This window comes from Actinopolyspora mortivallis (assembly GCF_003001495.1).
GTDB lineage: Bacteria > Actinomycetota > Actinomycetes > Mycobacteriales > Pseudonocardiaceae > Actinopolyspora > Actinopolyspora mortivallis_A.
The window spans coordinates 335,620-349,814 of record NZ_PVSR01000001.1 but is presented as its reverse complement, the minus strand read 5'-3'; the positions used below and the strand labels follow the sequence as shown (position 1 = coordinate 349,814).

Here is a 14,195-nt window from a genome sequence, read left to right as displayed (position 1 = left end):
GTCCCGCTCCGCGTTTCGCCCTCACCACACCCGCACGTGGCGCACATCCGCACTCCCCTCGGACAAGGAACTCGGCACCGTCACCTCGGAAGACCTCCGGACGGCACCCGGCCGTACACCACCCCAGGATCCTCCGGAACGGGCCCGGAACCGCGACCGCGACACACCCCTTCCCCCGGAGAGATGACATCGTCGCAACGCGGGGGCTCAGGCGGCGTAACCGAACTGTTCGAGCCGACGTTCGGCGGTGCGCAGCTCCTCCGCGGAGAACAGCTCGGCGAACCGGGGCTGGACGACCAGGGCCTCGACGGTGAGATCGAGCCTGCCACGCTCCCAGAGCGTGGCGAATCCGTCCGAGACGGCCGCCCCGGCCAGCAGCTTGCGCGCGGTGTCCAGACCACCGTGCTCGGCGAGCATGCTCAAAAAGTACGTCGCGGTGTAGTGTGCCTCCTTCCGGGCGCGTTCGTACAACGAGCGCATCCGCTGTTCGAACTCGGCCACCAACGGCTCCCGCGCGGGATCGGGGCGGCGCTGGGCGCTGCCGTCGGCGTTCTCCGCGGAGGTTTCGACCTCACCCTGGTTACGACGGCGCACGTAACCACGGAGCGCGTCCACCGAGGTGAACACCTCGTAGCCGAGTTCCTCCAGTCGGGCGAGGTCGGCGTCGGCGGTGTCGAGTTCGAGCACCACCGGGCTGCCCTGACCGGTCTGCAACCCGTCGGGCCAGAACGCCTCGGCCACGGCCAGCGGCCGTCCCGTGCGCGGGTCGGCGATCTCGGTGTCGGTGGCCGGATACGCGCACCCCATCTCGGCGAGCTCGGAGATCAACCCGCTGACCTGGGCGGCCCGGGCGTCGGACTCCTCCTCGGAGGCCATCGACAGCGGTTGCAGCTCCACCCGGTCCGCCGAGGTCTCGCCCGTGCGCAACTCGGTGAGGAACGACTGCGCCGCCTCGGCCAACAGTTCGCGCCGCGCCTGCAGGAACTCGGGGTAGCGTTCGATCTTCCACAGTTCGGGATCGGTGGGGACCCACTGTGAGGCCAGCACCCCCGGGTGCTTCTCCTCCACCTCGGCGAAGTACTCCTCAGGGGGCCGGTTGCCCACCACCAGGTTGGTGTCCTGGGTCAGGAAACAGAAGTTGGCGATGGCGTTGACCTGCGAACGCTCGTAGCCGGCCTGGTACAGCAGCGACTTGGGGAACAGGTGGTGCACCTGTAGTGAGGAGTTCCTGCCCAACAGATCGGCGCGCAACGGTATCCCGCTGCCGAAGTCCCGGGCCTGTTTGACCCTGGTCAGCATGTACAGCAGCGGGTAGAAGCGCGATCCCTTGGTCGATCCCTCGAAGTCGTGGGCGTGTACGTCGAGGTTGCCGCCACGCCACCGCTCCAGTGCGGTGATCAGTCCGTCGACGCCGGACCGTTCGACGGTTTCGTAGTCCCGCTGGAGGAAGGACTCGGTCGAACCGGCGAACCGTCCCCACAACGCGGCGTGGACGTACCAGTACAGCACCTTGTCCTGGTGCGAACCGTCGTCGAAACGGCCGCCGTTGAGTTCCAACAGCCGGGAGACCACCGGAAAGGCGTAACGGGCCATCAGGACCCGGTCGTGGTCCAGCCCGAGCCGACCGGAGACCAGGTCGAGGAAGCGGCCGATGTAGCCGGTGGAGCGGTGCAACGCGTCCCGGAACTCCTCGGCCGAGACATGGTCCAAGGCGGTGAACTGGGCGCGTCCGGTGGCCACCGCGTTGACGTTGCGCAGCAGCCAGTCCAGGGTGAAGTCGAACCCGGCCTCCTGCCACGTCCGCAGTGTCCGGCGCATCTCACCGCGAGCCTCGCTCCACTGCGCGCAGATCTTGGCCAGCGCCAGGTCCCCCTTGGACAGTTTCGTCCCGCCCGAGTTGACCCGGTTGAAGATGTCGACGACCGTGTCGACGTTCTTGTCGTCGCCGGTGATCTTCTCCGCGTAGAACTCCCGCTCCAGCAGATTGTGCAGCCTGTTCAGCCGCTCCACGTAGGTACCGAGGTTGTCCGGATCGTGCTGTTGGAAACTCGTGATGTACTCACCGAGGTTCTCCCGGAAGAGTTTGGTCACGTTCACCCAGCGGTAGTCCTCGGCCATCCTGGACGGCGCGTAGAACTCGAACTTCTCCTCGGCGACGTTGAAGTACAGCCCGGTGAAGGCGGTCTGGTCCCCCTCGAAGAAGGCCGGGGGTTGGCCACGTATCACCCCGTAGAGCGAGGTGATGCGCTGTTGGCCGTCCAACAGCAGCAGATGGGGGCCGTGGTTACCGCCGGTCTCGCCCCGGACGGAGATTCCTTCGGCGTCGGTCTCCCACATGAGCAGCCCACCGACCGGATGACCCCGGTACAGCGACTGCATCAGCTCCCGCACCTGGTCGCGGTTCCACACGTAACCGCGTTGGAACTCGGGAAGCAGCACCGACCCGGAGTCGATCTGGTACAGCAGGGTGGAAAGCGTGGGCATGGTCTCCCTTTCCTCTTGTCATGACTGTCCCGCGCGTGTCCGGAAGACTCCCGACCACGACCGGTGTCACTCCTCGGCGGGCAGAAACGGACTCCTGGCTCCGTGCCAGGACACGACGAGCTGTTCCCGGGCACGAGTGCAGGCGACGAACAACAGACAGCGTTCGCGCTGTGTGTCCCGCCGATGCGCCGCAGGATCCTCCTCCTCCGGTGTGATCGCGCTGGCCGGGGGAACGTGGTGCTCGGTCACTCCGACCACGGCCAGGCAACGGAACTCCAGGCCCTTCATCCGGTGCATGGTGCCCACGGCCACGGCCTGCTCGGTGCCGTCGGTGGCACCGAGCAGTTTCTCGTGGGGAACTCCGGCGGCGGAGAGGGCGGCCATGACCGTGTCAACGAGTCGGTGGGACCGTACCGCCACCCCGATCTCACCGGGTTGCACTCCGGCATCCATCCACTCCCGCACCGTGGTCACCAGGTGCTCGGTCTCGGCGTTTTTGGTCGGGAATCCGAGCAGGCGGGGATGTCGGCCCCGCACCTCCGAACGGCATCCCGCTATGGAGGCGAGCCCCTCCTCCATGTCGTCGATGCGTTCTCCACGCAGCAGGCCGAGGCTCCAGGCGAGGATCTCGGCGGTGGTGCGGTAGTTGACGGTCAGCCGGCTCGACCGTCCGACCACCCGGATGCCGACGTCGCGCAGGCTCACCCGGTTGTTGTAGATGCGCTGGTGCGTGTCCCCGGCCAGGAAGATGTCGTTCGGCTGCTCGGGCACGGCCGCGCGCAGCAACCGCCACTGCACCGGGCTGAGGTCCTGGGCCTCGTCGACCACCACGTGTCGGTACGGTTTCTCGGTGCGCTGTTCGAGCAGCCTGGTCGCCTCGACGCAGACGGTCTCGTAGGTCCACACTCCCCGTCGCCGCAGAGTGTTCTCGAACTCCCAGATCGCCTGCCAGACCCGAGCCTTCTGGCGGGAACCGAGGGCGCGTCCCCGCCCGTCGCGTTTGGCGTTCAGGTACTCCTCGGCGCTGCCGATCCGCCGGGCGAGCACGACCTGACGCCATTCCTCGCCCAGGAAGGCGGCCGTGAAGGGCACCTCCAGCTCCGCGACGACGGAGTCCCACAGTTGGCGTTCCTTCTCCGGGGGCAGGATCGTGGGAGGCCCGTGGTGTTCACGGAAGATCCGGTTGGCGAGCTGGTCCACGTGACGCACGTCGATGCGTTCGCGCACACCGGGGTCCTCGACGAGCAGCTGGACTCCGGTGCGCAGGGACTCGGACAGGGTCGCGGTGAAGGTGGTCATCAGCACGGTCCCCTCCCCCTCCGTGGCCAGCTGGTGGGCACGGTGCATCGTCACCACCGTCTTGCCGGTGCCCGGACCTCCCGTGACACGGGCCGGACCTCCGTAGGAGGCCTCGACCACGGAGCGCTGCCTGGGATGGAGGTACACCCGCCACGTCGCCAGTGGGTGCCGGAATATCGCCATCAGCTCCTCGGGCCCGTCGACGAGGACGACGCGATCGGAACTGCGCTCCACGGCCGCGTCCAGGTCCTCGGTGTCGAATTCCTCCTCGGTCACCTCGGCGGCCAGTTCGGCCCACACCTGTTCGGGGGTGTAACCCGCCGCCAGCCCGAAGAGCACGTCCCACTGGTTGGACGGCAGGAAGGACTTGGCCGCGTCGAGCTGCGTCGAGTCCGTCAGCACCCGCGCGAACCTCAGGGTCTGCTCGTCGATCCCCAACCGCCGCAGCTGCGAGTCCTTGACGTGGTCGAACAGCCGAGTGGGTGCGGTTTCGGCCATCCGGGACAGCGCGGGCATGCTGTCCTCCACGGCGGCGACGTCACGGATCTCGACGCGTCCGGTGGCGGCGTTGACCGAGGCCCTGTGCCGTCTCGCCCAGGCGTAGGCGTCGTCGTGTGGGCGTACGGTGAGCAGGGTGTAGCTGTCCCCCGAGTCCGGGGCCAGCACGATCCCCCGCCAGAAGTCGCTGATCCTGATGGAACGGAATCGGGGATCGCGCGCGTCGGCGATCTTCTCCAGATGCGCACCGGCGTGGCTGACGTGTCCGAACTTCGTCAGCGCCCGGGTCACTCGCTCCTGAACCGGTTTTTCGAGTTTGGTGAACTCGTGGAGGAAGTCCTTGTCGATACCGAGTCGGGCCACCTGTGTCTCCCTGCCGCTGTCCCGTGTCGCCCAGTCGTCCGCTTCGTCCCGCCGTCGAACCGCGAGGGCGCTTTCCGCCGACGTCCGGCCGGTCCCCGCCGGGGGGAGCACCGGCCCGCTCCGATGATCATCACCCGCGAGTGGGCAGGCCGTCGAGCAGTTCGCGCACTTTGACGACGGTGGGGTGCTCCGGGTCGTGGGTCCGGAGCAGATCGTCGAGCAACCGGCTCAGCGTCGTCTCGGCCTCCTCCGTCCTGCCCGCACCGAACTGGATCATCCCGATCTGACGCCGCAGGTCCAGTGTGCGGGGATGGTCGTCACCGAACACCCGTTGTTCGTCGGCCAGCAGACCGTTCATGATCAACAGAGCGTGACCGGGGTTACCGCCGAGGGCGTGGCAGGTCGCGTTGCGCAGCCGACAGTGGAGGACGAGTTCGGTGTCGAGGCCGTCCCGCTGTGCCAGGTCGGTGGCCAACGCGTGGTACACGGGACCGGCCCGCTGGTACTGGCCACCGTCGAACAGTACTCTGGCCCATTCCAGCCGCAGGCCTATGACGTCGCTGTCGGTGCTGCCGAACGTTCTGCTTCCCGTGTCGACGGTGTCCCGCAACAGTTCGGCCGCCTCCTCGTGGCGGGAACTCTCCGCGTGGGTGATGGCTCGGTTCTTGACGGATTCCAGCTCCTCGCGGGTGATCGTGGACCGCCCTCTTGCGGAACCGTCGATCTCCGAGGGGGTGGGCGTCGCCGTCGCCTCGGAGGGACTCTCCTCCGACACGGGGGACCGAGCCGCACCGAGCGTCGATCCGGAGGAGCCGCGCGACACGACCGTCCCGGTTGCGTCGAGAGACGGGAAACCCCGGCTCAACACCGAGGCATACATTCTGGTGGGGTTGGGAGTGTCGGGGTTGGTGAGCACTCCGGGCAGTGTTTCGAGGTCGTGGGTGAACGGCAGCAACCTGTGGTAGACGGTGGGGGCGCTGTCGGGGCGGTCGTCCACCTCCTTGGCGAGCAGGTCGGAGACGAGCTCGTCCAGTTCGGCCGGAATGTCCGAACGGTGTCCACGCAGCGGTGTCGGTCGCTGATAGACCTGTTTGTGCATCACGGCGTAGGCGGTGGAACCGGTGAACAGCTGCACCCCGGTGAGCATCTCGTAGAGCACGCAGCCCAGGGAGTAGAGGTCACTGCGGGCGGAGCTGGTGGCGTTCTGGATCTGTTCCGGTGCCATGTAGGCCGGTGTGCCGATGGGCTGGCCGGTGCGGGTCAACCGGGAGAGGTCGGCCACGTCGAGCGCCACGGCCAGTCCGAAGTCGAGCACTTTGACGGTGCCGTCCGGTTGCAGCATGAGGTTGGCCGGTTTGAGGTCACGATGCACCAGCCGGGCCTGATGGGCGGCGGTGAGTACCGAACAGGTCTGTGCGGCGATCGCCGCCGCCCACCCCAGGGGAAGCGTGTCGTGTTCGGCAATCAGGTCGGAGACGCTGATGCCACGGACGAGTTCCATGACCAGATAGGGGCGGCCGTCGTGGGTTCCCACATCGAAGATCGCCGGTACACCGGGATGCTGCAGTCGCGCGGTGATCCGGGACTCGCGGCGGAACCGGCTCACCAGTTCCTCGTCGGTCTCCGGGTCGGGGAAACGGACGAACTTGACGGCGACCTCGCGGTCCAGTGTGGTGTCCCGCCCGGCCCACACCTCTCCCATACCCCCCTTGGCCAGGGGAACGGCCTGTAGCTCGTAGCGATCGTTGATCAGTGCTGGTTTCGCCACGCTTCCTCCCCGAAGTCCCGTGCGCGTGTTTCGGTCCCGCTGCTCGTCCGTGTTCACCGGGGGGCGTAGGCGGTTCCCGCCCGTGTCGGCCGCTGTCGGAAACCCGTCCGGTTCGGAGAACGCCGCCCCGCCGGAGTGCGGGACACTTCCCCCCAGCGGCACTCTCTTCCCCGTCGGGAGCGACCGACCGTTCCCTTCCGCCGGGGAAAGCGAACCGTCGTCGGCGAGTTCGAGCACACCGAGCCTTACCATGGTTTCCTGCTGGTTCGTAGGGTGGTGTGGTCGTTTCGCGGAACCACTCCCACCGTTCGTACGTCCTTCTCCGGGTTGGCGACGCCTCAGCCGAGGCCCAGTCGTTCACGTTCGACGCGGACGATCCGCTGGTCCATCGGAACCGCCTCGTCGTGCAGCAGCCGCTGGTCCACCGGTTCGGTGTCCACGGCGGAGGCGTCGCTCTCCTTGGCGGCACTGTCCCGGGCGTAGGCGTCGAACAGCCGGGCTTTGCCTTCCAGCACTTCGGCCAACCGCTGGTCGACGGTCTCCTTGGCCATCAGGCGGTGCACGTGCACCTTGCGGGTCTGGCCCATGCGGTGACAGCGGGCGACGGCCTGCTCCTCGGTGCTGGGTTTGAGCTGTGGTTCGGCGAGGATCACCACCGAGGCGGACTGGATGTTCAGTCCCACCCCGCCGGCGGTGATCTGGGCGGGCAGCACCGCGTGCTCGGGGTGGTTGTTGAACTCGTCGACCAGTTCCTGTTTGGCGCCGGCGCCGAGTCCGCCGTCGAGCTTGCGCATCGCGCCTGGCAGCCGCTCCACCTTGGTGAGCACGTCGAGGAAGTAGGAGAACACGACGACCTTCCAGCCGTTGTGCGCCGACTCCTCGATGATCTCGCTCATACGGTCGAGCTTGGCGGAGCGCACCGACCTGTCGGGGACGTAGGCCGCGCGCCGCATGGCGGCGAACTTTCCCGCCGCGACGGCCTCGCGATAGGCGGCTCCGTCCGCCTCGCCGAGCTGGACCCAGTCCTCCAGTTCGAGCTTTTCGGGGAGTTCGGTCAGCACGTCCTCCTGGTTGCGACGCAGGTACACCGGTGCCACGGCACTGCGGAACGCCCTGGCTTCCATCAACACGTCACCCGCGCGGATCCTCCGACCGAGCCGAGGGTTCAGGTAGGACACCAGCGTCTTGAACTCCTGGAGGCGGTTCTCCATCGGCGTGCCGGTGAGGAACAGGGTGTGTTCGGCGCGCCCGACGAGCTTCCCGACGGCCCGGGAGCGTTTGGCTTCGGGGTTCTTGACCAGGTGTGCCTCGTCGACGACCAGCATGGCGGGGGTGACCTCCTCCAGACCGGTGAGCCTGCGCAGGGTGTCGTAGGTGGTCACCGCCACTCCCCCGGCGTGCTTCCAGCTCCGGGTCTCGGCGTCGCGGTGCGGGCCGTGCAGGCTGCGTGCGCTCAGCCGAGTGTGTCTGCGTGTCTCCTCCAGCCAGTTGACCAGCACTCCGGCCGGAGCGACGACGAGGAAGTGGGTACTGCCGCCCGCCGCGAGGTGGGCCATCGCGGCGAGGGCTTCGATGGTTTTGCCCAGGCCCATCTCGTCACCGAGGATGCAGTGCCTGCGTGCCAGTGCGTACCGGGCGCCGAAGGCCTGGTAGCCGCGTGGGACGACGTCGAGCAGGCTGGTGTCCAGCTGGACGGCGGAGGTTTCGCGTTCGACCTCGCGGGGGACGAAGCCCCGTGCCGAGGTCTCCGGGACGGACTCGACACCGACGACCCCGCTCAACAGCGTGTTGTAGACGGCGGCACGCCGCTGGTAGTCGCGCCACAGCTCGTCGGAGTCCTGTTCCTCGGCCGCCTCCTCGACCCGCTGGGCCGTGTCGGTGATCCGTTCGACCCAGGGTTGTCCGAGCAGGTCCTCCAGCTGGGCCAGCGCACGCAACGCGGCCTGCTTCCGGCCCCGGCCGGAGAACAGCATCCGCAGCCTGCTGCCGACGCGCCCGGCGGCGGGACGAACGGTGTCGAGTTCGGCGTCCAGGTCGTCGAGGCTGGTTCCGAGTTCGTCGACGGCCTCGTCGGCGTCCTCCAGGGCACGCAGGGTGCCCAGCAGCTCCGTCTGTTCGGGGCCTCCGCCGTCCGGATCGAACCGGAAGGTGGTCTCGCGGGCGACCGCCTCGGAGAGCTTCGTCGCGGCACGCAGCGCCTCGACGGCGGTCTTCTCGCCGACACCGGGGTGGCGACGCAGCTGTTCCGGACGAGCCGACAGCACCTGCCGGACGTTGCGGTAGCCGGCCCGTTCCAACGCGTCGAGCCGGAGTGTGCCCTCGGCGGCCTCGCGCAACCTCTCCGAGGGTGTCTGCTCCAGCCGAGCGGAGACGGCGGCTCGGTGGAGTTCGGCGTGCTGGTCGCGAACGCGCTCACGCAGCCGTTTGGGTGCGGAGCGCAGCCGGGCGGCGGCCCCCCGTGTGTTGTCGGCCCGGGCCAGTATGCCCCGCGCGGGCGCACCGACCAGCGAGCGATCGGCGACCTCGGGTTCGGCGTCCGGTCCGTCGTCCTCGGTGGTCGGCTCGTGCACTGCCATCCCCTCGGTGTCCTCCTGCGGTCCACCGATCGCGCGAGCGCGATCGGAAAGCCCATCATCTTCTCGCGACATCCTGGACGGAACAACCGCCGAACGAGTACTCGCCATGAGTTCTGAGTCACATGGCGAACGGCCTCGTGCACGAATCGTCACGACCCACCACACGGATCCGAGCGATCACGCCCGTTCGGGCTATGGCCGTTCCTTGCCTCGTGGGGCATCCTGGTGGGCTGATCACACGCCGATCAGCCCGAAACGTCACACACGGCCCAGGGCACTCTGATGGGAACTGCGGGGTAATGGCGACCGAGAACGACCAAGAGTTACAGGAACTGGTACACGCCAAAGCCGAGGAATGGGCGAACAAACTCATTGACCTGAGCACGCGGAACAAACTGCTGCACTTCAGGAGCACGAGGAAAACGACCCTGGATCTGACCTCCGCGGACTCCGAGGCGTTGCGTGAGCTGCTCTCCGGTTCGGAGACGCGGTTGAGTTCCCTGTTCCGGGATCCCGCCGCGTACAAGGAGGCGGGCACGCGACTGCGCGAGATCCGACGCCGTGTCAACGCCTTCGAGGAGGAGCAGGGCGTCGAGGTCGGCAAGGTCGCCCACGGGCTGGTGCGAACCGAACAACAGACCAGGGGCAACGAACCGGTCCCCGCGACCAGGGCTCCGTTGCTGCTGCGCACCCTGCGGATCGAGGCACGAACGGTCTCGGAGAACGACTTCGTGTTGCGACTCGACGAGGTCGAGCTCAATCCGGTGCTGTTGTACGCCCTGGACCGCAAGTACGGCCTGGACATCGACCGCGAGCGGTTCACCGCCGAGGCCGAGGACAGGCTGGCACGCAGCGAGGATCCGTGGGAACAGCTCGAAAGCGTCCACCAGGCGCTGGTCGAGCTGGCGGAACGGCAGAACATGGAGATCAGGATCGAACGTTCGGTGGTCATCGGCCTGTTCGACTACGAGAAACTGCCGATGGTCAACGATCTCCACGGCTCGACCGAGCTGCTGGCCCAACACGAGCTCGTTGCCGCCCTGGCCGGCCACCGAGCCAGCACGGAGAAGGTGCTGAACGAAAGCAGCGGTTTCGCTCCCACACCACCGGACGAGATCGCACCGAGCTCCGAGTATCCGGTCCAGGACGCGGACTCCTCCCAACAACGGGTGATCAACAGTGCCCTGGCGGACCAGCACGTGCTGGTCGAGGGGCCACCCGGTACCGGCAAGAGCCAGACGATCGCCAACATCATCGCGGGAGCCGCCGCACGGGGAAAGCGGGTGCTGTTCGTCTCCGAGAAACGTGCCGCCATCGAAGCGGTGACGAACCGGCTCGCTGAGGTGAACCTGGACGATCTGGTTTTCGACCTGCACCAGCAGAAACTCAACAAGAAACAGCTCGCCCAACAGTTGCAGGAGAGTCTGCACGCCACCAGCAGGCAACAACCGGCGGAAACCGGGGATCTGCATCACCGGCTGGAGGAACGGCGCACCTCCCTGCGAACAGCCTCCGACGAACTGCACACTCGTCGTGATCCCTGGGAGAAGAGCGCCTACGAGGTGCAGAGCGAGCTGCTGAAACTGGGGGAACAGCACCGGACACCCCACTTTTTTCGTGGTCAGACCCTGCAGGGGCTGGACGCGCGGACGGTGCGCGAGCTGGAGCAGCAACTGCGCGAGTTCGTCGATGTCGGCGGGCTCCGGATCCTGCGCAGGGAGTCACCGTGGTGGCAGGCCGAGATCCGGGACGAGGCCGACCTCCGGCAGGTGATGGCCGAACTCGACGAGCTGACCGGCCAGACGATGCAGCACGGTCAACAGGGCATGCGCACACTGCTCCGGCAGACCGGTCTCCCCCAGCCCACCGACCTCGCCGGATGGCAGCGCGTGCTGGACCTGCTCGACGAGGTGCACGGCAGTGTCGAAGCGTTCGGCTCGGACGTCTTCGGCACCCAACTGGACGACTGGTGGCTGGCCACGGCGACTCGTCAACAACGTGTCCGACACGGACGCACACTCACGTGGCGACAGCGCCGGGCGCTGCTGAAGGAGATCCGGAAGGCTTCCACGGACGGCATCACCAAGAAGAGCGCGCTGCACGCGAAGCTGACCGAGATCGTGCGACAGCGTGACCACTGGCACGAACTGGGCGGCGGTCAGGTGCGGCCCGCCGAGGTCGTGGACCTGCGACAGACCATGGAGACCTTCCGGACCCTGCGTAACCAGCTCACCTCGGTGGCGATGTGCGCTCAGCTCACGGACTACGAGACACGCCCCACCGAGCAGGTCAACGAGCAACTGCACGAACTGGCCGCCGACAGGAACACGATGTGGCAGCTTCCGAGAATCAACGAGCTGCTGGACAGGTTCAACCGGCTGGGGCTGAGGGAGCTGCTCGACGAGGCCGCCCGCCGGAACGCCACCGCAGAAGAGACCTGGGGGCTGTTCCGACACTGCTGGTTGCGGTCCCTGCTGGACGAGTTCAAGATGCGGGTTCCGCAGCTGCGGGATTTCCAGAGCGAGCAGCGCACCAGGACGGTCAGCGAGTTCCAGGAAGCCGACCGGGAACACCGCAGGACCTCGGCTCAACGGGTGCGCTGGCGCGTGGCCGACGGGCTGCGCCGGGTCCGGGACGACTTTCCGGAGGAAACCCGGTTGCTGCGGGACCAGGCGAACAAGAAGTCCCGGCACCTGCCCATCCGGCGGCTGGTCGAGCGGGCCTCCCACGTGCTGCTGGCGCTGCGTCCGTGCTGGGCCATGTCTCCCCTGGTGGTCAGCAGCACGCTGCCCTCGGAACAGCTGTTCGACCTGGTCGTGTTCGACGAGGCGAGTCAGATCGAACCACACGACGCGGTCACCTCGCTGGCCCGTGGACGCAGGCTCGTGGTCGCCGGCGACGACAAGCAGCTGCCACCGACGAACTTCTTCGGCCGGATGCTCGACGACACCTCCGAGAACGACGACGAGGAGGAGGGCAGCGACCTGCGGGACTACGAGTCCATTCTGACGACGATGCGTTCGCTGCTTCCCAACCAGGAGACGCTGCGGTGGCACTACCGGAGCCGGGACGAACGGCTCATCGCCTTCTCCAACAGGGAGATCTACGACGACAAACTGGTCACCTTCCCCGGTTCCCACCGGGACACCCCGGTCACTCTCGAGGTGGTGGACGGCGTCGCCTCTCCCGGTCAGGACGGCTCCGCTCCGGAGGAGGTCCATCGTGTCGTCGAGCGGGTGCTGGAGCACGCCGAGTTCCGTCCCCACGAGAGCCTCGGTGTGATCACCCTGGGACAGAAGCACATGCTCCGTGTCGACGAGGCCGTTCGTAGGGCACTGCGGGAACGGCCGGACCTGCAGGAGTTCTTCGACGAGAACACCGAGCCCAGCAGACGTTTCTTCGTCAAGAACCTCGAACGCGTCCAGGGCGACGAACGGGACGCGATCATCCTGACACCGGGAGTGGCCAAACGGGCCAACGGAACCGTGTCCCGAACCGGGTTCGGTCCGCTCAACAGCGAGGGAGGACGTCGTCGCCTGAACGTGGCGGTCAGCCGTGCCAAGATTCGAATGACGGTGATCAGTTCCTTCGGGCCGCATGACCTGGCCCCCAGTAAGGAACCGACCGGAACCGAGCTGCTCCGGCAGTACCTCGAGTTCGCCCAGAACCAGGCGCGGATCAACCACGTCGGACGGCAACAGCAGGTCGAGTTGAACGGGCTCGAACGGGACATCCACGACACCCTGAGCGAACGGGGAATCGAGGTGTACCCACAGTGGGGATACTCCCACTACCGAATCGACTTCGCGTTGGCCCACCGGGACGAGCCCGGCAGGATGGTGCTGGCCGTCGAAGCCGACGGTGAGACCTACCACAAGTCCTACAGCGTGCGGGACCGGGACCGGTTGCGGCAGGCCCATCTGGAAAACCTCGGTTGGCGGTTTCACCGCGTATGGTCCTCGGCCTGGTTCGCCGACCGGGAAGGCGAAACCGAACGCATCGTCAAGGCCTGGGAACAGGCCATGCTCGACGCCGACCACACGCCCTCCCCTCCGCCCGTGCGCGAGGAGCCCCGGGAACCCGACCCGCCCGAGGAGACCGTCCCCCGTGGACCGCGTCCCGCGATCGCCCCCAGACGGTCGATCAAGGAGTACAGCGAGGAGGAACTCGTCGAGCTCTGCCGCTGGCTGATGACCGACCGCCTGCCCCTCGACCGTGAGGAACGGATCGGCCAGGCGATGCGTGAACTCGGTTTCCAGCGCAGGGGGCCACGCATCGTGGAGCGACTGAGCCGCGCCGTCGATCTCGCGCGGGAACAAGCCGACAAGGAGCAGAGTTGACGTTACCGCTGGACGACCGGACCGCCGAACGAGTCGCCGAGGTGATCGCCGACCTCGGCGGCCCCTACGAACGCAAGGGCTACCAGCTGGAGAAGCTGCTCAGGCACGCAGGCTGGTCGAACCCGCCCGAGTACGACGGATCCCCCCGGATCGACTGGCTCACCGAACAGCTGATCGACCGCAAGGAGAACCGTGCCGAGATCGAGCGGCTGCTGTGCCGGGTCTGCGACCCGTTGGAGTACGAGGACGGGCAGAGCTCGGCCGAGGAGTTCCGCGCGGCGCTCAACGCCAGGTTGGCACCCGAGCAGCTGGTGGTCTCCCACGTGGGGGGCCGGCCGGTTCTCGGCACGCTGGACTCCGGTGGGGAGAAGACGGTCTACTCCGTGCCCGAGGACCTGGACCGACGGCTGCGGAGACTGATCAGGAACGAGGAGGCGGTCGACCTGCTGATGAACCGTGTGCACGAGACACGGTTGTGTCAGGACAGTGGTGCCCACACCATGGCGATCATCGGCATCGGGAGTTTCGTCGAGGGACTGCTGTACTCGCTTTTCAACGAACGGGACGAGAAGATTCAGCAGCACGGTTTCCAAGGGAATAAAGGTAAGAACACCCAGCTCGGCCGCGCTGGATTGGATCTCATGCTCAATACCGCATACGAGAAGGAGTGGATCCAACTCGACGCGAAGGACTTCATGCACAACGTCCGCCACTACCGCAACTTCGTCCACCCGCGTGCCGAACTCGAGAAACAACCGAGGTTCGACGGGGACAGCGTGACGTTGTGCTGGGGACCCGTCCAGGCGATCCTCAACGACCTCGAGGAACACCTCGAACCGGTCGGTCGGTAGCACTTCGTCCCTGCCT

The 14,195-nt window shown here is 67.1% G+C and carries 6 protein-coding genes; 2 read left to right on the top strand and 4 right to left on the bottom strand.

Annotated elements, in window-relative coordinates:
* Positions 1–207 precede the first annotated feature (207 nt).
* From CEP50_RS01575 to CEP50_RS01560, 4 genes are all read right to left on the bottom strand, one after another.
* Entirely contained in the window at positions 208–2,484 is a 2,277-nt protein-coding gene (locus CEP50_RS01575; protein WP_106112105.1) for a GmrSD restriction endonuclease domain-containing protein, read from the bottom strand.
* A 66-nt stretch (positions 2,485–2,550) separates the two neighbouring features.
* Positions 2,551–4,644, bottom strand: a complete 2,094-nt coding sequence (locus CEP50_RS01570; protein WP_106112272.1) for a UvrD-helicase domain-containing protein — start codon at positions 4,642–4,644, stop codon at positions 2,551–2,553.
* Positions 4,645–4,774: 130 nt separating this feature from the next.
* Positions 4,775–6,412 (bottom strand): serine/threonine-protein kinase, encoded by a 1,638-nt coding sequence (locus tag CEP50_RS01565; RefSeq protein WP_106112271.1) that lies wholly within the window; start codon positions 6,410–6,412, stop codon positions 4,775–4,777.
* 338 nt (positions 6,413–6,750) lie between these two features.
* Complete coding sequence (locus CEP50_RS01560) at positions 6,751–8,988, bottom strand: DEAD/DEAH box helicase (protein ID WP_181188152.1); 2,238 nt, start codon at positions 8,986–8,988, stop codon at positions 6,751–6,753.
* Positions 8,989–9,287: 299 nt separating this feature from the next.
* On the opposite strand from CEP50_RS01560, the gene CEP50_RS01555 reads away from it, so the two are divergent.
* Both CEP50_RS01555 and CEP50_RS01550 read left to right on the top strand, forming a co-directional pair.
* Positions 9,288–13,328: an AAA domain-containing protein gene (locus CEP50_RS01555; protein WP_106112103.1), complete on the top strand. Its 4,041-nt coding sequence runs from the start codon at positions 9,288–9,290 to the stop codon at positions 13,326–13,328.
* A complete protein-coding gene (locus CEP50_RS01550) occupies positions 13,325–14,179 on the top strand; it encodes a hypothetical protein (protein ID WP_106112102.1) in 855 nt (284 codons plus the stop codon). The genes CEP50_RS01555 and CEP50_RS01550 overlap by 4 nt, the downstream gene beginning before the upstream one ends.
* The last annotated feature ends 16 nt before the right edge of the window (positions 14,180–14,195 follow it).

Bases quoted from the DNA above. Each gene is read 5' to 3' on its own strand.
- CEP50_RS01575 (WP_106112105.1), bottom strand. From the start codon at position 2,484: ATGCCCACGCTTTCCACCCTGCTGTACCAGATCGACTCCGGGTCGGTG.
- CEP50_RS01560 (WP_181188152.1), bottom strand. From the start codon at position 8,988: ATGGCAGTGCACGAGCCGACCACCGAGGACGACGGACCGGACGCCGAA.
- CEP50_RS01555 (WP_106112103.1), top strand. From the start codon at position 9,288: ATGGCGACCGAGAACGACCAAGAGTTACAGGAACTGGTACACGCCAAA.